We start from the raw sequence: 21,389 nt of genomic DNA on the forward strand, positions 1-21,389 counted from the left end.
TCCTTCGGCCGGTCGGTCCACTCTATTTTTTCGCCTTCGGCTTGAACACAGCCGGGCCTTGTTGTCTGGGGAACGAAGCTATGGAACAACAAACGTACAAAACAGACGCCGCGATCTATGCTGTGCTGGAGCGGGAGATCATTGACCTGACCATCCGCCCCGGAAGCTCGCTGAGTGAGAACCCACTCTGCACCCGGTTCGGGGCACCGCGGTCGCTCATCCGGGTCGTTTTGCAGAAATTGCAGGAAAACGGGCTGGTAAAGATCGTGCCTTACAAGGGCACCACCGTTACCCGGCTGAACCGCCGCATCGTGGACGAGCTGATCTACGAGCGCACCGCCGTGGAAGCCCGCGTATTGCGGGATTTTTCGCCCCGGTGCACCCCGGAGCAGCGGGCGCTCATCCGGAAGCGTGCTGCCGCTTACGAGGCCTTGGCCCATGCCGAGCACCCAGACTTCAACCGTCTGTATGAGGCCGACCGCCTGCTCCACGAGACCTGGTTTGCCGCCATGGATAAAATGTACCTGTGGAGCACCCTGCAGAACGCCCACGCCGACTACAGCCGCTTCCGGATGCTGGACACCATGACCACCGGCGGCCTTGCCGAGGTGATCGCAGACCACCGCAACCTGATGAACGCCATCGAGCGGTGCGACCTTTCCGCCTTTGAACCGTTGGTGGAACGGCACCTGTACGGCGGCATCCGGCGGCTTGGCTCCAAGCTGACCGAGGAATATGCCGATTATTTTGAGCCGGAACCATAAAACTTGCGCTTCAACCACAAAAGGACCCGCGCCGCAGGGCATTCACTCTGCGGCGCGGGTCCTTTTTCTGTGGGGTCGGAGAAAACGCCTGGCCCTGGGGGAAGGGCCGTAGGCATGGTTACAGTTTGTTGGCGCGGTTCAGCACAAAGCTGCGGGTCTCGTTCTGGGCAAAGTACGGCGTATACTGGATGCCGATCTGCTCCCAGTTGCTCGGAACGACCGCATAGATCTTGATGCAGCCCGTCTCCTTCGGTTTCAGGTTATCCTGCACACCGTAGGTCTTCAGGCCGGTCTCGTCCGTCAGATAACCGATCTCCGCATGGCCGATCTTGCCGCTGTCCGATGTCATCTTGAAATCGCTCTTGCCCAGCGTCTCATACTGGTTGTTATAGATTGCCTTCAGCACCTCGGCCAGTTCGGTCTCCGTGGTATTTCCCATCTTGACCGTCTGCTCCGACTGATTTTCCAGCCCGATGCACACGGTGATGAACGTTTTTCCTGCATAGTTCCCGACCATGCCCGAAATCGGATCCTGGCGATAGCCCAACAGCTTTACGTTCACTCCATTGACCTGTGTGGACTCACCCACACCGTACACGGTGTCTTTCGATCCCCCGCCCGATGGGGAGCATCCTGCGAAGATGCCGGATGCAGTCACAGCTAGCGCAGCAGCACCTGCACACTTCAGAAAAACGCGGCGGCTCATATTGGTTGCCATATTCGGTACCTCCTTATGAATGGTCTGGTATTGCAACATTTCCGACCATTGTTGGAAATATTGTTCTCTGCCCTGAGCATATCAAATCTCCGGAGGTTTTGCAAGCAGAATCTGCGCCAAAAACCGGCCGGGCTGCGTTTCTTTGTACGAAATTTCAGTAAAGAAACTTTGCCGTTTTTCCAAAGCCGCAGAAATTGCGCACGAACCGGCGTAAAACACAGCAGTTTTTCCAAAGGCCCCCTGCATTTCTTGGCCACTGTGCCGAAAATGCAGGGGGCCGTGCTGCGGCGCATGTACGAAAGATTTTTTACGAATACAAGGCTCAGTGAAAACGTTTCCGTCAGAGGACGCCGGTGAGGAAGATTTCCAGACCAATGCCAATGAGGATGATGCCGCCCAGAATGGATGCCTTGCCGGAGAGCTTGGTGCCAAACTTTTTGCCGATGCGCAGGCCCGCCATGCAGAGGACGAAGGTGACTGCGGCGATGATGACCGCTGCCGCCAGCGCCATCGTCCAGTCGTACTCCGAGATGGTGAAGCCGACGGAAAGGGCGTCGATGCTGGTGGCCACGCCCTGCACGAAGAGGGCACCGGCGCTCAGCTCAATGGCCTCCTCGGTCTCTTCGCCCTTGATGCCATCCACCAGCATTTTGCCGCCGATGTAGCCCAGCAGTGCCAGCGCGATCCACGGGATGAATTTTTCAAACGAAGAGAACAGCTCCACAATGGTGTGCACGCACACCCAGCCCGTCATGGGCATCACGGCCTGAAACACACCGAAAGTGCCTGCGATGATGCACATCCTCCTGACGGACATTTTGGGGTCGTGCAAGCCGTTTGCCATGGACACCGAGAACGCATCCATTGCAAGGCCCACGCCCAGCAGTCCACTGTTGAAGAAAAACAAGAAATTCCATTCCATACAAACATGCCTCCTAAATCTGACCGGAATCTGGTGCGGCAAAAACAAAACCCGGAATCGGCGCGCGTACACGTCCGATTCCGGGTCATTTTCTACATCCGGACTCCATGTGTTGGGCGTGGTACTCGCACCAAAACACATGAGTCTCGCAAATGAAAGCAAGCCAGACCGGAACCAACGGTCATCATGTTGACTTGCTGCGCCCTGCAAAAGCGCCTGCTACTCCCCCACGGGTATTTGTGATTGTTTGGTTATTTTATCACACGTTCCGGGCGAAGTCCAGACTAACTTTCCCTCTCAGGCCGAAGCCTTCCGGGCTTCGTACTCAATTTTCAGGGTCTGCTTCGGGGGTCTCCAGACCGAAGCCTCGTCGGCAGCTTCCATGGCGGCAAGCTGCTCGGCGGTGGGTTCATCGCCCTCCTCGGCCTCGATGGCTGCGGTCTGGGCCTCGTCGTCGTGGTCGGTGCGGGCAAGCACCATCACCTTGTCGTTCTCGCCCAGACGCATCACCCGCACGCCGGAACCGTAGCGGCTCTGCAGCGGGATCTCGTTGGCGTGCAGGCGGATGATGATGCCCTCCTGACTGCTCAGCAGCACGTCGTCCACGTCGTCCACGATCTTGACCGCAGCCACCTTATCCTTGGCGGCATCGTAGTTGCGGATGCCCTTGCCGCCGCGGGCAGTGATGCGGTAGGTGTCGATGTCCGACCGGCGGCCCTTGCCGTTCTCGGTGACGGTGAGCACCGTGCCGCCCTCGCGGCAGATGCACACACCCACAACTTCATCGCCCTCGGCCAGACGGATGGCGCGCACGCCGTGGCCGCTGCGGCCCATGGGACGTGCATCGGCTTCGTTGAAGCGGATGGCCTGACCGTTGCGGGTGGCAACGATGAGCATATCGTGGCCGGAGGTCAGGCGGGTCCATGCCAGAGCGTCGCCCTCGTTCAGGGCAATGCCGATCAGGCCGGACTTGCGGATGTTAGCATACTGCTCCAGCGGGGTGCGCTTGATGAGGCCCTGCTTCGTGACCATGGTCACAAAGCCGCCCTCGGTGTCGGCTTCCTTCGACTGGCAGATCATGTTGGTGACCTTTTCGCCCTCGGCCAGCTGCAGCAGGTTGACGATGTTGCTGCCCTTGCTGGTGCGGCTGCCCTCGGCAATGGTGTAGCCCTTGATGCGGAACAGACGGCCCCGGTCGGTAACAAAGAGCACATAGTCGTGGGTGGAGCCGACGAACATCTCCTGCACGATGTCCTCTTCCTTGCGGGTCATGCCGGAGATGCCGCGTCCGCCGCGGCGCTGTGCCTGATAGGTGGCTTTGAGCTGGCGCTTGATATAGCCGGCCTCGGTCAGGGTGTAGACACACTGCTCCTCGGCGATCAGATCCTCGATATCCACCTCACCGGTCACGGACTGGATCTCGGTGCGGCGCTCGTCGCCGAAGCGCTTTTTCATTTCCAGCAGCTCTTCCTTGACGATGGCAAGCACACGGGCGTCGTCGGCCAGAATGGCTTCCCAGTTCTCGATCTTGGCCTGCAGGCTGGCAAGCTCTTCCTCGATCTTCAGGATCTCAAGGCCTGCCAGACGGCCCAGCTGCAGCTTGACGATGGCATCTGCCTGCGGGTCGTCAAAGCCGAACTGCTCCATGATGGCAGCCTTGGCCTCTGCCATGCCGCCCTTGCAGGCGCGGATGGTGGCGATCAGCTCGTCCACGATGTCGGTGGCCTTCTTCAGGCCTTCCAGAATGTGGGCGCGCTCCTTGGCCTTTTTCAGGTCGTACTGGGTGCGGCGGCGCACCACCTCGTCCTGAAATTCCACGTATTTCTGCAGCATCTGCTTCAGGGTGAGCACCTTGGGCACCTTGTGGTCGATGGCCAGCATGATAACACCCACGGTATCCTGCAGCTGGGTGTACTGGTACAGCTGGTTCAGGATGACCTGTGCGTTGGCATCCTTGCGGATGTCCACCACGATGCGCATACCCTTGCGGTTGGTCTCATCGTTCAGGCCGGTGATGCCCTCAATGCGCTTCTCCTTGACAAGGTCGGCCATGTTCTCAATGAGGCGGGCCTTGTTGACCATATACGGGATCTCAGTAATGATGATCTGGGTGCGGCCGTTCTTGGCTTCCTCGATGGTGGCGCGGCCCCGCAGGGTGATCTTGCCCCGGCCGGTGGCGTAGGCGGCGCGGATGCCGCTGCGGCCCATGATGATGCCGGCAGTGGGGAAGTCCGGGCCCTTGATGTATTCCATCAGGCCGGGCAGGTCGATGTCCGGGTTGTCGATATAGGCGATGCAGCCGTCAATGACCTCGCTCAGGTTGTGGGGCGGGATGTTGGTGGCCATGCCGACTGCGATGCCCTGACTGCCGTTGACCAGCAGGTTGGGGAAGCGGCAGGGCAGCACGCTGGGTTCCTTCTTGGTCTCGTCAAAGTTGGGGTCCCAGTCGATGGTGTCCTTCTCGATATCGGTCAGCATCTCCACCGCCATGCGGCTCATGCGGGCCTCAGTGTAACGGTAGGCAGCCGGGGGGTCGCCATCCACAGAACCAAAGTTACCCTGACCATCCACCAGCGGATAGCGCAGAGAGAAGTCCTGTGCCAGACGGACCATGGCATCGTAGACCGATGCGTCGCCGTGGGGATGGTAGGAGCCCAGCACCGCACCAACGGTGTCGGCGGATTTGCGGTAGGGATGGCTGGGGTCGTTGCCGCGCTCGTGCATGGTGTACAGAATGCGGCGGTGGACGGGTTTCAGACCGTCGCGCACATCGGGCAGGGCGCGGGACACGATGACCGACATGGAGTAGTCCAGGAATGCGGTCTCGATCTCCTTTTTCACATCGCGGATGATCTTTTTGGTTCCGCTGCCCGGTATCATCACATAATCTTCTTCCATTGTTTCCTCCGTAGGATCATACCCTCTCAGTCAATGCCTTACGGCATTGCCAGCTCCCCCGAAAAGGGGGAGCTTTTTTTGCGTGAGAAGGAAAAGTTTATCTTTTTGCCTAAAGCTCCCCCCCTCGGGGGAGCTGGCGCGTCAGCGCCTGAGAGGGTTTTCTTTTACACGTCCAGCTTTGCGTACTGGGCGTTGGTCTCGATAAAGCGGCGGCGCGGCTCCACCTGATCGCCCATCAGGATGGTAAAGGCTTCATCGGCCTTCTCGGCATCGTCAATGGTGATCTGTACGATGACCCGGTTATCGGGGTTCATGGTGGTCTCCCACAGCTGTTCGGGGTTCATCTCACCAAGGCCCTTATAGCGGTTCACCTTTGCGCCGGGCATTTCCTGCGAAAGCACGGCCATTTCGGCGTCGTTGTAGGCGTACTTGATGGTGTTGCCCTTCTGCACCTTGAACAGAGGCGGCTGGGCCACATACACATGGCCCTGCTCAATGAGCGGGCGCATATAGCGGAAGAAGAAGGTGAGCATCAGGGTGCAGATATGGGAACCATCCACATCGGCATCGGCCATGATGAACACTTTATCGTAGCGCAGCTTGGAGATATCGAACTCGTCACCAATGCCGCAGCCCAATGCCAGCACAACGGGCATCAGCTTGTCGTTGCCGTAAATTTTATCGGCGCGGGCCTTTTCCACGTTCAGCATCTTGCCCCACAGCGGCAGGATGGCCTGAATGGCAGAGTCGCGGCCCATCTTGGCGGAACCGCCTGCAGAATCGCCCTCGACGATGAAGATTTCGGTGCGGCTGGGGTCTTTTTCGCGGCAGTCTGCCAGCTTGCCGGGCATCCGGCTGGTCTCCAATGCGCTCTTGCGGCGCACCAGTTCGCGGGCCTTTTTGGCAGCGGCGCGGGCCCGGGCGGCCTGGGTGGCCTTTTCAAAGATGGCCTTTGCCACGCCGGGGTTCTCCTCAAAGAATTCCATCAGCTTGGAGTAGACCATGTTGGAAACAAGGGTGCGGATCTCGGTATTGCCCAGCTTTGCCTTGGTCTGGCCCTCAAACTCCGCCTCCTGCAGCTTGACAGAGATCACGCAGATCAGGCCCTCGCGCACGTCCGCACCGGACAGGTTCTCGTCCTTATCCTTCAGCAGGCCGTGGCTGCGGCCGTAATCGTTGAACACGCGGGTCAGGCTGTTCTTGAAGCCCTCCTCATGGGTGCCGCCGTCCGGGGTGTTGACGTTGTTGGCAAAGCTCAGCAGCAGCTCGTTGTAGCTGGAATTGTACTGCAGTGCGATCTCTGCCATGCCGCGGTCGGTCTGGCCCTTGAGGTAGATGACGTTGGGGTGCAGCACGTCCAGCTTGCGCTTTTCGCCCAGATAGGTGACAAAGCTCTTGATGCCGCCCTCGTAGCACATGACCTCGGTGCGGTAGCAGGGTTCCCCCTCCTTGCCGTCCTCCAGTACGGGAGTGTACATCTCGCGCTCGTCGGTCAGGGTGATCTTGACACCGGCGTTCAGGAAGCTTTCTTCCCGCAGGCGCTTTTCCAGCGTGTCGAAGTCGTACACGGTGGTATCCCGGAACATCTCCGGGTCCGGCTTGAAGGTGACCCGGGTGCCGGTGACGCCGTCGGCTACGGTGCCGATGCACTTGAGCGGGCCGTCCGGGTCGCCGCGGCGGAAGGTCTGCTCGTACTCGTGGCCGTCGCGGCGCACGTTGACGGTGAGCCACTCGGAGCAGGCGTTGACCACCGAAGCGCCCACGCCGTGCAGGCCGCCGGCCACCTTGTAGCCGGAGTTTTCGCCGCCGAACTTGCCGCCGGCGTGCAGGATGGTGTAAACGACGGTGACGGCGGGCAGGCCGGTGTCGGCCTGAATGTCCACAGGGATGCCGCGGCCGTTATCCGTGACCTGAATGATGTTGTCTTTCAGGATCTTGACCTCGATGTGGTCGCAGTAGCCGGCCAGTGCTTCATCGATGGCGTTGTCCACGATCTCGTAGACCAGATGATGCAGGCCGCGCTCGCCGGTGGAGCCGATATACATGCCCGGGCGCTTGCGCACCGCTTCCAGACCCTTCAGGACCTGGATCTCGCTGGCATTATACTCATGGTCGGTAGCGGTTTCGGCATTTGTGCTGGTAATGATTTCTTCTGCCATTTCCTTTCTCCCTTTATCGTTAGATTTGAATGGCCTGCTTTTCCGGCATTGCATTGCAATGCCGGCTCCCCAAATCGGGAGCCTCCGGCAGGCCGGATTCGTTGATTTCATTTTGCCTTCGGCTCATTTTCACAGCCGGGCCGTTCAGAACGGCGCTTCCGTTCTCTTTTTCATCGCGGTGCTGGACAGCTCCGAAAGATACACGGTATCCACCGGTGTATCGGCCAGCACGTAGCTCTGGGGCAGCTCGTCCGAAAGGCTCACCACCGCGCCGTTCTTCTGGGCGTAGTTCAGAAACTCCCGGCCCCGGGGGGTGATGGTGGTGGTTTCCAGATTGAAGATGCCGATAATGTCCCGGTCATTCAGCACGTAGTCACGGCCCAGATGAATATACATTTCGTATCATCTCCAGTTTCAGCACTGTGATTGCGAGAGTGCCAATTACAGTTTGGTCAGCACGCCTCCGTTCATGCGGTACACTTCGCCGTCCGTTTTCAGGAACGCGGTGTCATCGCAGCTGGTCACGAAGGTCTGCTTTTCCTTCATGCGGGTGAGCAGATACTGCTTGCGGCCCTCGTCCAGCTCGCTGAGCACATCGTCCAGCAGGAGCACCGGGTGCTCTCCGGTGATCCGGGCAGCGGCAGCCGCTTCGGCCATTTTCAAACTCAGCACCACGCTGCGCTGCTGTCCCTGACTAGCGAACACTTTGGCAGGCTGACCATCCAGAAGAAGTTCCAGGTCCTCCCGGTGGGGGCCGCACAGGCTCTGCCCGGCGCGCAGCTCTTCGTTCTGCCGGGCCCGCAGCAGAGCGGCCAGACCACCCGGCTCAAACTGGGCGGCATACCGCACCGCCATGCGCTCTGCCCCGTGGGAAAGCTCGGCATAGTTGGCGCAGGCGAGGGGGCCCAGCTGTTCCAGGTAGGCCCGCCGCCGCTTCTGGATGGCCTCGCCCTGCGCTGCAAGCTCCACGTTCAGCACTTCCAGCAGGGCCGTCTTTTCAGCGTAGGGCCGTTCCGGCGTGGTGCTGGAATGGCGCAGCAGCGCGTTTTTCTGCTGCAATGCCCGCACATAGCGACGGTAGGTGGCAAGGTAGCCGGGGTACAGCTGGCACAGCGCCGCGTCCAGAAACCGCCGCCGTCCTTCCGGTGCACCTTTTACAAGGCTCAGGTGCCCGGGGTCAAAGACGACGGCCGGGAAGCTGCCTGCCAATGCCGCCGCCCGTTTGGGCGGGGCACCGTTCACGGCGGCGTACCGCCCCGGCCGGGCGGAATCCGGCATCCCGATGGTCATCCGGACGCGGTTCGGCGTGTCCGGTTCCTGCTCTTCCTGCTGTGCCCGGAGGGTGGACGCTTCCAGCACAGCGAAGGGTTCGCCCCGCCGCACCAGTTCGGCATCCTTGCCGCCCCGGAAGCTTTTGCCGCCGGTCAGCAGCCAAATGGCCTCCAGCAGGTTCGTTTTGCCCTGACCGTTGTTGCCGCAGATCACGGTCAGCTCCCGGCCCGGCGTCAGGCTAGCCGAGGCGATGTTGCGATAATTTTGAACTTCCAGTGAAAGCAGACGCATGGTTTACTGTCCCTGGCCGATGGTCACGCTCTGGCCGTCCAGCTCGATCACATCACCGGCACGGCACTTCTTGCCGCGCATGGTGCACACCTCGCCGTTCACCTTCACGGCACCGCCCTGCACCAGCTCCTTGGCTTCGCCGCCGGTCTCGCACAGGCCTGCATATTTCAGCAGGGCATCCAGCTTGATAAATTCCGTATGGATGAGAATTTTCTGCATATTTCGCCCTCTTAATCGTTCTTGAAGCGCACCGGCAGCACCAGATACAAAAAGTCGTTGCCCTCGGCAGGCAGCACCTTGACCGGGCTCAGAGGGCCGCTGATCTCCATGCGGACCTTCTCGGTGCGGGCGTTGCGCAGCGCATCCAGCAGATAGCGGTTGTTGAAGCCGATCTCCACTTCGTCGCCCTCGCAGTCGGCGTTGAACTCGTCCACCACGCGGCCAAGGTTGGTCTGGCAGCGCACCACGACTCTACCCTCTGTAAAGGAGATGCGGAGAGGATTTTTTAAACGCTCTGTAATAATCAGCGAAGCACGCTCGATGGTCTCGATGAATTCCTTGGTGTCGATGGTCACGCGGGTGCGGCTGTCGGCGGGGATCACATTGCGGTAGTTGAGGAACTCGCCCTCGATCAGACGGCTCATGATGGTGTAGCCGCCGGCCATAAAGACCACATAGCGGCGGTTGGCGCTGATATGCACCGGCTCTTCGTCGTCGTTGGGCAGCAGGTGGGCGACCTCGGTCATGGTCTTGCTGGGCACGATGATGCGGATGTCCTTTACCGCCGTCACCGGGCGTTCCACGATGGCCAGACGGTAGCCGTCCAGTGCCACTACAGTCAGCTTGTCGGGCAGGATCTCGAACAGCTCACCGGTGTGGGCGGGCTTTTTCTCGTCCTGACTGACAGCATATAACGTGCGATCGATCATATCTTTCAGCACGCCAGTCTTGATGGTCAGGGTCTCTTCCGCTCCGGTATTGGGCAGCTCCGGGAAATCGTTGGCCGGCATGGACTGGATCTCGAACTGGACTACGCCGCTCTGGATGGTGGTCTTGCCGTTCTCGGCAGAGAGGATGCTGACCTGACCGGCGGGCATCCGGCTGATCATGCTGCTGAGCAGCTTTGCATTCAGCACTACCTCGCCGGCTTCCTTGACATTGGCTTCGATGGTGGTCACGATGCCCATTTCCAGATCGTAGCCGGTGAGGTTGAGCTGGAAGCCTTCGGCTTTCAGCAGGATACCTTCCAGCACAGGGATGGCAGAACGCATGGTGACGGCTTTGGACACACCATCGATGGCTGCGCTCAGCAGAACTTTATCACATACGATGTTCAAACTGAATTCTCTCCTTTGTTTTTCGTTTCTGATGTTGTTTTGTGTTTGAAAACAGTTTCAGAACCGGTCTATCTTATTGAACTTGTTGTAGTAACCGTAGTAGGGGGTGGGGAACTTGTGGAAAACCCCGAAAAGCCTTGTCGGAATGCGGGGGTTTTGGTTTCCACGGGGTTGTGAATGTGTTGTGAATGGATCGTGGAAAGGTTGGGATAGGTCTTTCTTTCCACAGACCATGTGGAGAACGGAGGTTGAATGTTGAAAACTCTGTGGAAAGTGTGGAAAGGTTTGCGTTTTTACCACAAGATATAGGTTCTTTTTCCCCGTTTTGTTCCGTTTTCTCCCCATATTTTGGGGTTTCACCCATAAATGAGTACGACTTTTGCACGATTTCTGCGGTCAGGCCTTCACGTTCTTGATGATGTCGCTCACGGTCTCGCGCAGGTGTTGGTCGTTCTTCATGTCCCGCTCCATGGTCTTGAGGGAGTAGACGATGGTGGAGTGGTCACGGCCGGAGAATTCACGGCCGATCTCTTCCATGCTCATGCCGGTGACCTCGCGCAGGATGTAGATGGCCACGCGGCGGGCAGAGGCAACGTTGGCGTTGCGCTTGGTGCCGCGGATGTCGGCAGGGGAGACGTTGAAGGTGCGGGACACCTCGCCGATGATCTTCTCGATGGTCACGGGCACCGGCTGGGTCTCGTTGAGGATGTCCTTGATGGCATTCTGGGCCACACTGATGACCGGCTGGATGCCCTCCAGCATGTAGTAGGCGTTCAGTTTTTTTACAGCGCCTTCCAGCTGGCGGATGTTGTTCTTCAGGTGGTTGGCAATGAACTCGGCCACATCCTCGGGCAGGTCCAGATGCAAAAGCTCTGCCTTGCGTTTGACGATGGCCACGCGGGTCTCAAAATCCGGCGGCTGCACATCGGCGGTCAGGCCCCACTCAAAGCGGGTGCGCAGACGCTCTTCCAGACTTTTGATCTCCTTGGCCGGGCGGTCGGAGGCAATGACGATCTGCTTGTGGGCATCGTGCAGGGAGTTGAAGGTGTGGAAGAACTCCTCCTGCGTGGACTCCTTGCCGGCGATGAACTGGATATCGTCCACCAGCAGCAGGTCTGCCACGCGGTACTTCATGCGGAAGTCCTCGGTGCTGCCGGCGCGGATGGCGGCGATCAGCTCATTGGTGAACTGCTCGCAGGTAACGTACATGATGACGAAATCGGGGTGGGTGCGCTTGATCTCGGTCTGGATGGCCGTGAGCAGATGGGTCTTGCCAAGGCCGGAGCCGCCGTAGATGAACAGCGGGTTGTATGCGCCGGAGGGATTGGCCGCAACCGCCTGTGCAGCAGCAAACGCAAACTGGTTGGAAGGGCCTTTGATGAAGTTTTCAAATGTGAACTCGTAGTTGCCCTGCGGGGAGGCGGGGTTCGCCTCGTACTGCTGGGCCAGCACCACCTCGTGCGGCGGCGTGCTGGGCACCACCAGCGTGATGTCCACGTCGAAGCCCAGCACGGTCTTGAAGGCTTCCTTGAGCAGGCCAAGGTAGCGGTCCGTCACGATCTTGCAGATGAAGTCGTTGCGCACCGAAAGGGTGATGTGGCTGGAATCCTCAAAGCTGATCGGCTCCAGTCCATCGATATAGAGATTATAGGTCGGCTCGGCCATCTGCGTTTTGCAGTACGCCTGGGCGGCCTCTAAAACGTCCTTAAAAGAATCCATAAAACATCCACTCCGTTAAAGTTTTCAACAATGCTGCTGATACTAGGTTAGTATACCACAAAAAACGCTGTGCGTCCATATTTCTATAATGTAATTTATAATACATAAGAAAAGACGCACCTGCGTCCGTCTGCAAGGCTTGTGTTCAACACCCAAATCAGCCACAAGATATGGTGGAAGAAAAGTTTTCCACGGGGAATGAGTGAAAAAGTTGAAAGATTTTTCACACCCGGTTTTGAAAAAAGTTTGAAGGAAAGCGAAAAAAATGCTTGACAGAACGCCATACTATGCGATATACTGTTGAATTGCAAGCCTGTCCCCAATCTGGGACCACATCAGACCCCATACCGGGGATAAGTTTTTACGGAGGATACAACCATGAAGAGAACTTTTCAGCCCAAGAAGCGTCAGCGCAAGGAAGTTCATGGCTTTCTGACCCGCATGAGCACCAAGAACGGCCGTAAGGTCATCAATGCTCGCCGTGCAAAGGGCCGCAAGAGCCTGACTGTCTGATCCGGCCTTTTATGACGGGATCCGGCGCAGAAATGAATATGCGCACAAAAGACCGCTGATATTGGATTAGCGGTCTTATTTTTTTTTGAAAATTGAAAGAATTTTCGTAAAAATGCCCGCATGGGCTTTCAAAGTCGAAAAATTTTTGATATACTGGCTGAAGAATGCACCCTTCGGGGCGTGTTCTCAGCCACAGAAAGGAGGCGCGGAATCATGCGCTATCGTCCCATCCGCCGCAACAGCGAGTTTGGCAGAGTGTATGCCCGCGGCAAATCCTATGTGAACCCCGGTCTTGTGATGTATGTGCTCAAGACCCGCAGCAAAAAGACCCGCGTGGGTCTGACCGCCACCAAAAAGATCGGCCACGCCGTGCAGCGCAACCGCGCCCGCCGTGTGATGAAGGCGGCCATCGACGAGCATCTGGACTACAACATCGGCGGCTACGATCTGATCTTTGTAGCCCGCGGTATGACCCCGCGGCTGAAGAGCTGGCAGCTGAGCAGCGTTGTGGCAAAGCTGTTTGCACAGGCCGGTCTGCCCGATAAGGCCAAACGGCCGGGAGCCAAGCCCCCGGCCACCGTTCCGCCGGCTCAGAAGCCGGCCCCGCAGGAATGAGCTTTTCGCAGGGATGCCGGAACGCGCTCTGCGCGCCCATCCGATTTTACCAGCGCTTCATCAGCCCCGGCCTTGGGCGCAACTGCCGCTTTTCGCCCTCGTGCAGCCAGTACACGCTGGAGGCCATCCAGACCCATGGCTGCCTGAAAGGGCTGCTGCTGGGTGCGGCCCGCATCGCCCGGTGCAATCCGCTGGGCCGCTGGGGGTACGACCCCGTCCCCCCGAAGGGAAGGTGGGTCAGCCCGGAGCGGAAGCTCTCGGCCGCACGGCTCTTCCGGGCCAGACGGAGCCATCGCTCCTGAAAAACCGTCGCGCTTTTTCAGCCAGCACGGCCTGGCGGGCAAAGCGAGACGGAGAGGTTTGCTTCTTGTGACGCACCGAACTGTGGGCGGTGTGTCCTTCTCATAAAAAATTTATCGTCCCGTGCCACAGACGGGGCAGAATGGACAAAGGTATGAACTTCTTTTACATCCTGAGCGGTCCTCTCGGCTATGTCATGGAGTGGATCTACAAGCTGCTCCCGAGCTACGGCTGGGACATCATCATCTTCACGCTGCTCATCAACATCGTCAAGATCCCTCTGCAGCTGAGCCAGCAGAAGAGCATGGCCCGGATGTCCGCCTACCAGCCTCTGGTCGCCGACATCCAGAAAAAGTACCGCGACAAGCCCGAAAAGCAGCAGGAAGAGCTGATGAAGCTGCAGGAGCAGGGCTACAAGCCCACCGCAGGCTGCGTGCCCATGCTGTTGAACTTCCTTGTCATGTTCGGCGTTATCGGTGTCGTGTACAATCCGCTGGAGCGCATCTTCCACATCAGCGCTGCGGCTCTGACCGCCGCCGGTGAGGCCCTGACGACCCTTGGCATCAGCTTCACCACCGTGACCCGCGATACCAACATCATCGCACAGGTCATCGCGGGCGAGAGCACCGTCACCAGCTGCTTCACCCCGGATCAGGTCAGCACCATTACCGAGTTCAGCCAGCACATGAACTTCCTCGGCATCGACCTGACCCGTGTGCCCCAGTACAGCCTGGCCGCAGAGAACCTGCCCCTGCTGATCTTCCCCGTCCTGGCCATCGTGACCATGTTCATCTCCACCCATATCAGCATGAAGGCCAGCGGCCAGCAGATGCAGGGCAGCATGAAGCTGACCATGTATATGATGCCGCTGATGTACCTGTTCTTCTGCTTCACGGTCCCCTGCGCATTCTCCCTGTACTATGTCGTCTCCAACATCCTCATGACTGTGCAGAGCATCATCATGAAGAAGATCTACGACCCCGAAAAGGTGAAGGCTGAAGTTCTGGCGGAGATGGCAGCCCGCAAAAAGGAGCAGAAGCGCGGTGTGAAGAACACTACCGTCAAGGTCACCGACGAGAAGACCGGCAAGACGGTCGAGAAGAACATTTCTGCCAGCGAGATGAACAAGCGCCGTCTGGAGTATGCCCGCCAGCTGGACGAGGAGCGCTACAAGGACGAGCGTACCGTGCCGCTGAGCGAGCTGAACAAGCAGGATAAAGAAAAAGAGGAGGATGAACGGTTATGATCCGTAAGCAGGAAGCGACCGGCAAAACGGTCGATGAAGCCCGCGCAAAAGCCTGCGCTCTGCTGGGCGTGCAGGCCGATGATCTGAATGTCAGCTGCGAAGTGCTGGAAATGCCCCAGAAGACTGGTTTTCTGGGACTGAAGCTCACCCCCGCTAAGGTGTGCGTGAGCGTGGAGGAGCCGGATGCACCCAAGGCTCCGGAGGCACCCGCCGCCGCAGAGGCACCGGCAGCTGCTCCCGTAGAGGAGAAGGTGGAAGCGCCCGCCGCACTCGCTGCGGAGGAAGCTGCTCCGGCCGAGGAACCCAAGGCCGAGGAGGCCGCACCGGTTGCAGAGGCTGCTCCCGCAGAGGAAGCCGAAGAGGTGGAAGTGCCCATCAACATCGAAGAGAACAGCAAGGTCAAGGCCGCTGTGGAATACCTGCAGGAAGTCATCACCCGGATGGGCGTCAATGACGTGACCTTCAGCGCTGTGCAGAAGGGCGAAGCTACCATCATCCGTCTGGACGGTGAAAAGCTGGGTGCCCTCATCGGCCGCCGCGGCGAGACCATGGAGAGCCTTTCCTATCTGGCAAGCCTTGTGGCAAACCGTCTGGAGGGCGATTACATCAAGCTGGGTCTGGATGTGGCCGGCTACCGCGATAAGCGCGAGAGCGACCTGACCGCACTGGCACAGCGCATTGGTGCCAAGGTGCGCAAGACCGGCCGCAGCTTTGCCATGGAACCCATGAACCCCTACGAGCGCCGTATCATCCACTCTGCCATCAGCAAGATGGAGGGCGTGCGCAGCGAGAGCAAGGGCGAAGGCCGTGACCGCCGTGTGGTCATCTACTCCACCGCACCCGATGCACAGACCGAGAACACCTATGGCGAGCGCCGCCCGCGCGGCAACGGCCGCCGGAACGGTGGGAACCGGAATGGCGGCTATCGCGGGAACCGGAATGGCGACCGCAATGGCAGCAATCGCGGCGGCTACCGCAGCGGACCCCGCCCGGCAGGCAGCCGCGGTGGCCGCGGCTCCAGTGTGCCGGAGCGCACCTATGCACCCCGTGATGCAGAGAATGCAGCACCGGTAGCACCCAAGCGCACCGAGCGGGTGGACGATTTTGCCGATTTCAGCTTTGGCAAGATCGAGATCTGATCGCTGAGTTTTGAACTATGCTGCCCCTTTCTGGTGGAAAACTGCCGGGGAGGGGCAGCTTTTGTTTTGCGCACAGGCCGCCTGCGAAGAAAAACTTCCCTTTTTCGTCGGTTCGTGGTACAATAAATACTAAAATCCCGGAAGTGCTTGATTTTACTGCACTTCCGGGATTTTTTGTTTCTAATTTGTTACTAGTTCAGTCTGAACTTTATTATTTTAGCAGCAAAATTGTTTCCTTCAGCTGTTCCAGCGTCTTGTGATTATAGACACGGTTGCCCACGTCTTTGGACTTGTGACCCATCAAAAGATCAATGCACTTCCGGTTGCCTTTGGCGTTGTCCAGGTTGGTTTCAAAGGTGTGCCGGGCTTCATGCGGGGTCTTGTCAGCATCTATCTTCCCCATGACTTCAGCCCAGCACGCATAGTATTTTGACAGCTTGAACTTCTTCCCTTCATAGGTCAGCAGATACTTGTGACCCTGCTGCACCCAGGCTTGGACAAAAGGCAGGATCCGGGGGTGGATCGGGACAATGCGTCCCTTTCCAGCTGCTGTTTTCACACCACCCTGGAAGATCTGCTGTTCCAGATCCACCTGTTCAGTTTCCATGTTCAAAAGTTCAGTCAATCTGAACCCTGTGTAAATGTACACCAGCACCGTGTCAACCCATGGTTCAGACTGAATCTTCCACAGTGCATCAATCTGTTCCAACGTGAAAGGCGTTCTGTTGGTGTCCGGGACAGGTGGTGCTGAAGTCAGCTGTGAATACATCTTGTTGATGATGTCACATTCAAATGCAAAACTGTCCAGATGACCCCAAAGGGCTTTGATCTGTGCCTGGGTACTGTACCCACGTCCACAGTTATCAATGCAGTCCTGCATCTGGTATGCCCGGATGTTCCGGTATTTCATGCCATAGTATTTTTGACAGTGCTTGAACGCTGACTTCAGGGATCCCTGACTGGAATTGCCCAGCTTGGGCAGCTTGATCTTTGCCCAACGCTGATAGAGTTCAACCAGTGTGACCTTGTTTCGGTCAATGTTCCATGGGTTGTCATTATACTGGGCAAGAATGATGTTTGCCTGTTCTTCAGTTTCCGCATAGTCAATGGGAACCTGTTTCCCATGACCTTCTTCATCGTATATTGTGACCTTGACCATCCATGGTCTGGATCTGTTGCCCTTCAGCCTGGTCACACATCCATAGTTATTAGGGTTTCTTTTTCCCATAAACATCCCTTTCCTTGTAAAACCAAGGAAGATGTGATAAAATGGGAGCGCATAGCCCAGATCAACATTCCTTGGTTTGGTTTAGCATCGGACACCGGCAGCTGCAACTGCTGGTGTCCTCTTTTTATGCCTGTTTTGCGGTAACGGTTTGGTTACGGTTAGGATGCACTTACATCCCTTCGGTTACGGTTAGCATACACTAATTTTAACCATTCCAACCTGATGATTTTTCTGCTGGTGTCCTTCAGACCCTGTTCAAGTGCTTCAGGTAACGGTTGGTTACGGTTCGGTAACGGTTGGGTTACGGTTGCGGTAACGGTTGAAAACCTAGTATTCATGCGGTGGTTACGGTTGGTAACGGTTAAATCTTATTTTCTTATTATTTAATATTTTAGTATTTATAGAAAAAAGAAAAATAATAAATATATAGTAATAGAGATTTTAACCGTTACCCGTAACCAACCGTTACCTTGGCGAAAAATCAACAATGATCATGTTGCCTATGCGTGCTTTGATTCTTTTTTCAGAGCATACTTTTCATCTTCAAGCATGACTTCCATTCTGGTGGTGATCTTGGTCTGGTCAATCTGATCCAGCTGAACGAACATCTTCACGGCAGCAAATGCTTCTTTTCCATAGCACTGTTCAAACAGTTCACAGGGTTGTGTCATCTGTGGGACTTCATCAGCCCACCCCATGATGTCACCCGGAACAGTTTGAAGGGCATCAGCAATCTTTTTGATTTTGGATTGTGTCAGTCCTTGGATACCCAGTTCGATCTTATTGATAGATGACTTTGACTTGTAACCAATTTTATGGGCAAGTTCTTCTTGGGACATACCAAGCTGTTCACGGATCATTTTAATCCTTAGTCCAATCCTTACGTCAGATTCTGTCATTATTATGTTTCCCCTTTCTGTTTGGTTGGGCAATTCTATTATAATGCAGGGTTGAAGAAATATCAACTTTTTTTGATTTTTTCATAAAAAGATATTGACTTTCTATCTACCCAATGGTATTCTATTCATGGTAGATGAATTATCTACCACGGAACAAAGACCAGTTATCCTGAACCACCTGTTGCAGCAGGCAGGATGAACCAAACCAAGGAAAGGGGCTATAACATGGCAAGTTTAAGAAAGATGGTCGGGACGTACCGGGAAGAACTTCGTGATGGCATCGCTGATGTGATCTTCTGGAAGGACGGAAGATCCTGGAACGCTGAAGCGTTCTGGCTGGATGGTGACAAGTTTGAAGTTGAGGATATGGACAGGGTTGAAGAAATCCTGAACATGGATTCCAATGCAGTCATTGTGAATGGCTACTATAACTGTCCGTTCACCAACAGTGATGAAGATGGGAAGCCCAGTGACATCACCTTCATGATGGATTGCATTCGCAAGCGGTATGAAAACGGATCGTGTCTGCTGGTTGACTTCTTTGCTGAACACAAGGCTGAAGAAGTTCAGGATCAGAAGGAAGCAAAGACAATCAAGTTCCAGGTTGGCAAAAAATATCAGTGCTGTGGTCTGTGTGGTGGTGAATATGGGATCACCGTGATTGGACGTTCCGGGAACCTGATTCAGTATGTTTTCGATGAAGATACTTCTGATGACAGAAGCGTTCAGACCGGTGAAGTCATCATCCAGAATCATGAAATCATGGATCATGACCTGAATGTGATTGGTCAGGTTCAGGTTGAAAGCTTGGTTGCTTGGGAATATCATTCCCAGTATGCACCTGATAATGAAGCGGATCGTGGTTATTACTTTGCTATGGATCCGGGTGCTTTGTACAGTAAAGAAGAATGGGACAACCTTGGTGAACAGTCAAAGACTGACCCCAAGGTTGAAAACAAGCAGCAAATCTGCAAGGCACTGATCCCGGTGCTTCAGATGACCCGGAACCTGTATGATCTGGTGGATCTGGACTTTGATCCGGTGACTGAACTGGTGACTGCTACATTTTCCAGCGGACACACCAAGCGGGCGAATGTAGCAATGGATTCTGGAACATCCATGATCCGTGACATCATTGGTCAGATCACATGAAAGTGAGGTGATGCAGATGCCCAAGAAGATCCTTGCAGCTTGCATTGACCAGGTGTTTCAGTTTGACAATCAAGCTGAAGTTGATGCCTGGAAGAACACGCTGACCGGTGTGTTCAACATTGAAAGTGTGAGTATGGAACCGGACGGAACAGTCACTGTCCATGTCAAAAAGGCTTACAATAAAAGCCCGATGTATATAAAAGTAGAAAAGGAGTGATAACATGACCAATTCTGTACTTCTCAGGCAGAAGATTGATGAATCCGGCTATAAGCTGGCGTTCGTTGCAGCTAAGTGTGGGCTGACCTACTATGGTTTTTTGAAGAAGCTGAACAATGAAACTGAGTTCAAGGCTTCTGAAATGGTCATCCTGAAGGGGCTGCTGGGCTTGTCCGATGAAGAAAGGGACGAGATATTTTTTTACACTGAAAGTAGATAAAATATCTACTTCACAGAAAGGAGAATCAAGGAATGTTTGAGAAAAAGTTGAAAAAGGCTATGCAAGACCTGAACCTGAAACAGTCCCAGGTTGCTGGGATGACCGGCAAGTCTAAGGGTTCTATCAGTCAGTATCTGTCCGGCAAGCAGGTTCCGTCTGAGGACGTACAGCGTGACATTGCAGTGTCACTGGGTCTGGATCCTGACTACTTCACCAAACCGGATGATGACATTCCTGCTGCTGTCGTAGAACCGGCAGCACGGAAGTCTGGTGTCATCAAGCGGTTGACCGTCAAGGAAGCTGCAACGCTTCTGGGTGTTGACAAGATGACCGTCAGCAAGGGACTTCAGCAGGGTGTGTTCCCCTGGGGCTATGGCATCAAGACCACTGACAAGTCTTGGACGTATATCATCAATGCGGACAGCTTTTCCCGGATTGAGGGGGTGGCGGTATGAACCATGTGTCCATTGACGGCTTTGCCGGTGGTGGCGGTGCATCTGAAGGGTTGCGGATGGCTGGCGTGGAAGTCAGCATTGCAATCAATCATGATCCGGCTGCTATTCGGATGCACACCGTCAACCATCCCAAGACCCTGCACCTGACGGAAGATATTTTTCAGGTGGATCTGTCTAAGTACCTGAAGCCGGATGACGTGGTTGATGTTATGTGGGCAAGCCCGGACTGTACCAGCCACAGCAAGGCAAAGGGTGGACAGCCCAGGGAAGCCGGTTTGAGGATCCTGCCGTGGGCGGTTCATAAACTGTGCAAGCAGATCCTGACAGTGACCGGTCATCTTCCCAAGATGCTGTTCATGGAGAACGTGGAAGAAATTCAGGACTGGGGCGCACTGGATGACAAAGGGCATCCGATCCCGGAAAAGAAGGGTGAGGACTACCGGAAGTTCATTCAGGCAATGAAAGACCTGGGATTCACCTTTGACTGCCGGACACTGGTTGCTGCTGACTACGGCGCACCTACAACCCGGAAACGCTGGTACGCAGTATTCAGAAGTGATGGAAAGTCCATCCGCTTCCCGGTTCAGACACACAACCGGTATGGGACAGATGGCTTGAAGAAATGGGTTCCTGTCGCTGACAAGCTGGACTTCACAGATCTGGGTTCTTCGATCTTTGAGAGAAAGAAACCCTTGGCAGAAGCTACGTTGAAGCGCATTGCCAATGGCATTGACAAGTTCATCATCAAGAACCCGGATCCCTACATACTGCCTGACAAGGTGGCAATGCCGTTCCTGATCCAGTATCACAGCGAAACCAAGACCGGTGATGCAAGAGGTCAGACGGTGACTGAACCCATTCAGACCCTTGACACGTCCAACCGGTACGCATTTGTGACGCTGTTCATCACCAAGTTCTACAAGACCGGCACAGGGCAGGAAGTCACTGAACCGCTTCACACAATCACCACTTCACCCGGTCACTTCGGTTTGGTGTCTGTGTTCCTGATCAAATACTATGGCACAGGCTGTGGGCAGACGGTGGATGAACCGCTTGCAACCATCACCACCAAGGACAGGTTTGGGATGGTCAGCACTATCATGACCCAGAAGGGTGAACATTATGTGATTGGTGACATCTGGTTCAGGATGCTGAAGCCTGAAGAACTGAAACTTGCACAGGGTTTTCCCAAGGAATATGTGATTGACCATGACGCTGAAGGTCACAGATACCCGGTGAAGGATCAGGTTGCAAAAATCGGGAACAGCGTGGTTCCCATCATGGCAATGAAGATTGCAAAGGCAAATTTGGAAAGTGAGGACTGA

Annotated in this window: 22 protein-coding genes; 11 read left to right on the forward strand and 11 right to left on the reverse strand. The window is 55.9% G+C overall.

Features of this window, described 5'->3' with window-relative positions:
* Positions 1-80: 80 nt before the first annotated feature.
* Positions 81-764 carry a GntR family transcriptional regulator gene (locus ACNQFG_RS03070; protein ID WP_423405937.1) on the forward strand — a complete coding sequence of 228 codons (684 nt, stop codon included), beginning with the start codon at positions 81-83 and terminating at the stop codon, positions 762-764.
* A gap of 118 nt (positions 765-882) precedes the next feature.
* Here the strand turns inward: ACNQFG_RS03070 and ACNQFG_RS03075 are convergent, their stop codons facing one another.
* The 9 genes from ACNQFG_RS03075 to dnaA all read right to left on the reverse strand — a co-directional run bounded on the left by ACNQFG_RS03075 (position 883) and on the right by dnaA (position 12,080).
* Complete coding sequence (locus ACNQFG_RS03075; RefSeq protein ID WP_423405938.1) at positions 883-1,482, reverse strand: hypothetical protein; 600 nt, start codon at positions 1,480-1,482, stop codon at positions 883-885.
* A gap of 340 nt (positions 1,483-1,822) precedes the next feature.
* Complete coding sequence (locus ACNQFG_RS03080) at positions 1,823-2,404, reverse strand: manganese efflux pump MntP family protein (RefSeq protein ID WP_423405939.1); 582 nt, start codon at positions 2,402-2,404, stop codon at positions 1,823-1,825.
* A gap of 297 nt (positions 2,405-2,701) precedes the next feature.
* The gene (gene gyrA / locus ACNQFG_RS03085) at positions 2,702-5,302 is read right to left on the reverse strand and encodes a DNA gyrase subunit A (protein WP_423405940.1); all 2,601 of its coding nucleotides are present in this window, start codon (positions 5,300-5,302) and stop codon (positions 2,702-2,704) included.
* 164 nt (positions 5,303-5,466) lie between these two features.
* Positions 5,467-7,461 (reverse strand): DNA topoisomerase (ATP-hydrolyzing) subunit B, encoded by a 1,995-nt coding sequence (gene gyrB, locus ACNQFG_RS03090; protein WP_097774101.1) that lies wholly within the window; start codon positions 7,459-7,461, stop codon positions 5,467-5,469.
* Between the two features lie 144 nt (positions 7,462-7,605).
* On the reverse strand, positions 7,606-7,857 hold the full coding sequence (remB, locus tag ACNQFG_RS03095) for an extracellular matrix regulator RemB (RefSeq protein WP_423405941.1): 252 nt from the start codon (positions 7,855-7,857) through the stop codon (positions 7,606-7,608).
* A 45-nt stretch (positions 7,858-7,902) separates the two neighbouring features.
* Positions 7,903-9,024 (reverse strand): DNA replication/repair protein RecF, encoded by a 1,122-nt coding sequence (gene recF, locus ACNQFG_RS03100; RefSeq protein WP_423405942.1) that lies wholly within the window; start codon positions 9,022-9,024, stop codon positions 7,903-7,905.
* A gap of 3 nt (positions 9,025-9,027) precedes the next feature.
* The gene (locus ACNQFG_RS03105; protein WP_423405943.1) at positions 9,028-9,243 is read right to left on the reverse strand and encodes an RNA-binding S4 domain-containing protein; all 216 of its coding nucleotides are present in this window, start codon (positions 9,241-9,243) and stop codon (positions 9,028-9,030) included.
* A gap of 11 nt (positions 9,244-9,254) precedes the next feature.
* On the reverse strand, positions 9,255-10,361 hold the full coding sequence (gene dnaN, locus ACNQFG_RS03110) for a DNA polymerase III subunit beta (protein ID WP_097776786.1): 1,107 nt from the start codon (positions 10,359-10,361) through the stop codon (positions 9,255-9,257).
* 396 nt (positions 10,362-10,757) lie between these two features.
* Entirely contained in the window at positions 10,758-12,080 is a 1,323-nt protein-coding gene (gene dnaA / locus ACNQFG_RS03115) for a chromosomal replication initiator protein DnaA (RefSeq protein ID WP_005937115.1), read from the reverse strand.
* 378 nt (positions 12,081-12,458) lie between these two features.
* On the opposite strand from dnaA, the gene rpmH reads away from it, so the two are divergent.
* The 5 genes from rpmH to jag all read left to right on the forward strand — a co-directional run bounded on the left by rpmH (position 12,459) and on the right by jag (position 15,893).
* Positions 12,459-12,593, forward strand: coding sequence for a 50S ribosomal protein L34 (gene rpmH / locus ACNQFG_RS03120; RefSeq protein ID WP_005924258.1), 135 nt, complete (start codon positions 12,459-12,461; stop codon positions 12,591-12,593).
* 213 nt (positions 12,594-12,806) lie between these two features.
* Positions 12,807-13,208, forward strand: a complete 402-nt coding sequence (rnpA, locus tag ACNQFG_RS03125) for a ribonuclease P protein component (protein ID WP_423405944.1) — start codon at positions 12,807-12,809, stop codon at positions 13,206-13,208.
* Positions 13,205-13,510: a membrane protein insertion efficiency factor YidD gene (yidD, locus tag ACNQFG_RS03130; protein WP_423405945.1), complete on the forward strand. Its 306-nt coding sequence runs from the start codon at positions 13,205-13,207 to the stop codon at positions 13,508-13,510. Before rnpA ends, yidD begins: the two co-directional genes overlap by 4 nt.
* A 152-nt stretch (positions 13,511-13,662) precedes the next feature.
* Positions 13,663-14,754, forward strand: a complete 1,092-nt coding sequence (locus ACNQFG_RS03135; RefSeq protein ID WP_423405946.1) for a YidC/Oxa1 family membrane protein insertase — start codon at positions 13,663-13,665, stop codon at positions 14,752-14,754.
* Positions 14,751-15,893, forward strand: a complete 1,143-nt coding sequence (gene jag, locus ACNQFG_RS03140; RefSeq protein ID WP_423405947.1) for an RNA-binding cell elongation regulator Jag/EloR — start codon at positions 14,751-14,753, stop codon at positions 15,891-15,893. The genes ACNQFG_RS03135 and jag overlap by 4 nt, the downstream gene beginning before the upstream one ends.
* A 211-nt stretch (positions 15,894-16,104) precedes the next feature.
* On the opposite strand, the gene ACNQFG_RS03145 is transcribed toward jag, so the two are convergent.
* Together ACNQFG_RS03145 and ACNQFG_RS03150 are read right to left on the reverse strand one after the other, a co-directional pair.
* Positions 16,105-17,088: a tyrosine-type recombinase/integrase gene (locus ACNQFG_RS03145; protein WP_423405948.1), complete on the reverse strand. Its 984-nt coding sequence runs from the start codon at positions 17,086-17,088 to the stop codon at positions 16,105-16,107.
* 533 nt (positions 17,089-17,621) lie between these two features.
* On the reverse strand, positions 17,622-18,020 hold the full coding sequence (locus ACNQFG_RS03150) for a helix-turn-helix domain-containing protein (RefSeq protein ID WP_423405949.1): 399 nt from the start codon (positions 18,018-18,020) through the stop codon (positions 17,622-17,624).
* Between the two features lie 195 nt (positions 18,021-18,215).
* On the opposite strand from ACNQFG_RS03150, the gene ACNQFG_RS03155 reads away from it, so the two are divergent.
* Genes ACNQFG_RS03155 through ACNQFG_RS03175 form a run of 5 tightly spaced genes read left to right on the forward strand, consistent with a single transcriptional unit; the run spans position 18,216 to position 21,389 of the window.
* Positions 18,216-19,172 (forward strand): hypothetical protein, encoded by a 957-nt coding sequence (locus ACNQFG_RS03155; protein ID WP_423405950.1) that lies wholly within the window; start codon positions 18,216-18,218, stop codon positions 19,170-19,172.
* A 16-nt stretch (positions 19,173-19,188) separates the two neighbouring features.
* Positions 19,189-19,389, forward strand: a complete 201-nt coding sequence (locus ACNQFG_RS03160) for a hypothetical protein (RefSeq protein ID WP_423405951.1) — start codon at positions 19,189-19,191, stop codon at positions 19,387-19,389.
* Positions 19,390-19,393: 4 nt separating this feature from the next.
* Complete coding sequence (locus tag ACNQFG_RS03165; RefSeq protein WP_423405952.1) at positions 19,394-19,609, forward strand: toxin-antitoxin system, antitoxin component, Xre family protein; 216 nt, start codon at positions 19,394-19,396, stop codon at positions 19,607-19,609.
* A gap of 32 nt (positions 19,610-19,641) precedes the next feature.
* Entirely contained in the window at positions 19,642-20,064 is a 423-nt protein-coding gene (locus ACNQFG_RS03170) for a helix-turn-helix domain-containing protein (protein WP_423405953.1), read from the forward strand.
* Complete coding sequence (locus tag ACNQFG_RS03175; protein WP_423405954.1) at positions 20,061-21,389, forward strand: DNA cytosine methyltransferase; 1,329 nt, start codon at positions 20,061-20,063, stop codon at positions 21,387-21,389. Before ACNQFG_RS03170 ends, ACNQFG_RS03175 begins: the two co-directional genes overlap by 4 nt.

It is taken from the genome of Faecalibacterium prausnitzii, assembly GCF_049532945.1.
Taxonomy (GTDB): Bacteria; Bacillota; Clostridia; order Oscillospirales; family Ruminococcaceae; genus Faecalibacterium; species Faecalibacterium prausnitzii_N.

Coding starts and splice junctions, on each gene's coding strand:
- ACNQFG_RS03070 (WP_423405937.1), top strand. CDS start 81: ATGGAACAACAAACGTACAAAACAGACGCCGCGATCTATGCTGTGCTG.
- ACNQFG_RS03075 (WP_423405938.1), bottom strand. CDS start 1,482: ATGGCAACCAATATGAGCCGCCGCGTTTTTCTGAAGTGTGCAGGTGCT.
- ACNQFG_RS03080 (WP_423405939.1), bottom strand. CDS start 2,404: ATGGAATGGAATTTCTTGTTTTTCTTCAACAGTGGACTGCTGGGCGTG.
- gyrA (WP_423405940.1), bottom strand. CDS start 5,302: ATGGAAGAAGATTATGTGATGATACCGGGCAGCGGAACCAAAAAGATC.
- gyrB (WP_097774101.1), bottom strand. CDS start 7,461: ATGGCAGAAGAAATCATTACCAGCACAAATGCCGAAACCGCTACCGAC.
- remB (WP_423405941.1), bottom strand. CDS start 7,857: ATGTATATTCATCTGGGCCGTGACTACGTGCTGAATGACCGGGACATT.
- recF (WP_423405942.1), bottom strand. CDS start 9,024: ATGCGTCTGCTTTCACTGGAAGTTCAAAATTATCGCAACATCGCCTCG.
- ACNQFG_RS03105 (WP_423405943.1), bottom strand. CDS start 9,243: ATGCAGAAAATTCTCATCCATACGGAATTTATCAAGCTGGATGCCCTG.
- dnaA (WP_005937115.1), bottom strand. CDS start 12,080: ATGGATTCTTTTAAGGACGTTTTAGAGGCCGCCCAGGCGTACTGCAAA.
- rpmH (WP_005924258.1), top strand. CDS start 12,459: ATGAAGAGAACTTTTCAGCCCAAGAAGCGTCAGCGCAAGGAAGTTCAT.
- rnpA (WP_423405944.1), top strand. CDS start 12,807: ATGCGCTATCGTCCCATCCGCCGCAACAGCGAGTTTGGCAGAGTGTAT.
- yidD (WP_423405945.1), top strand. CDS start 13,205: ATGAGCTTTTCGCAGGGATGCCGGAACGCGCTCTGCGCGCCCATCCGA.
- ACNQFG_RS03135 (WP_423405946.1), top strand. CDS start 13,663: ATGAACTTCTTTTACATCCTGAGCGGTCCTCTCGGCTATGTCATGGAG.
- jag (WP_423405947.1), top strand. CDS start 14,751: ATGATCCGTAAGCAGGAAGCGACCGGCAAAACGGTCGATGAAGCCCGC.
- ACNQFG_RS03150 (WP_423405949.1), bottom strand. CDS start 18,020: ATGACAGAATCTGACGTAAGGATTGGACTAAGGATTAAAATGATCCGT.
- ACNQFG_RS03155 (WP_423405950.1), top strand. CDS start 18,216: ATGAACCAAACCAAGGAAAGGGGCTATAACATGGCAAGTTTAAGAAAG.
- ACNQFG_RS03160 (WP_423405951.1), top strand. CDS start 19,189: ATGCCCAAGAAGATCCTTGCAGCTTGCATTGACCAGGTGTTTCAGTTT.
- ACNQFG_RS03165 (WP_423405952.1), top strand. CDS start 19,394: ATGACCAATTCTGTACTTCTCAGGCAGAAGATTGATGAATCCGGCTAT.
- ACNQFG_RS03170 (WP_423405953.1), top strand. CDS start 19,642: ATGTTTGAGAAAAAGTTGAAAAAGGCTATGCAAGACCTGAACCTGAAA.
- ACNQFG_RS03175 (WP_423405954.1), top strand. CDS start 20,061: ATGAACCATGTGTCCATTGACGGCTTTGCCGGTGGTGGCGGTGCATCT.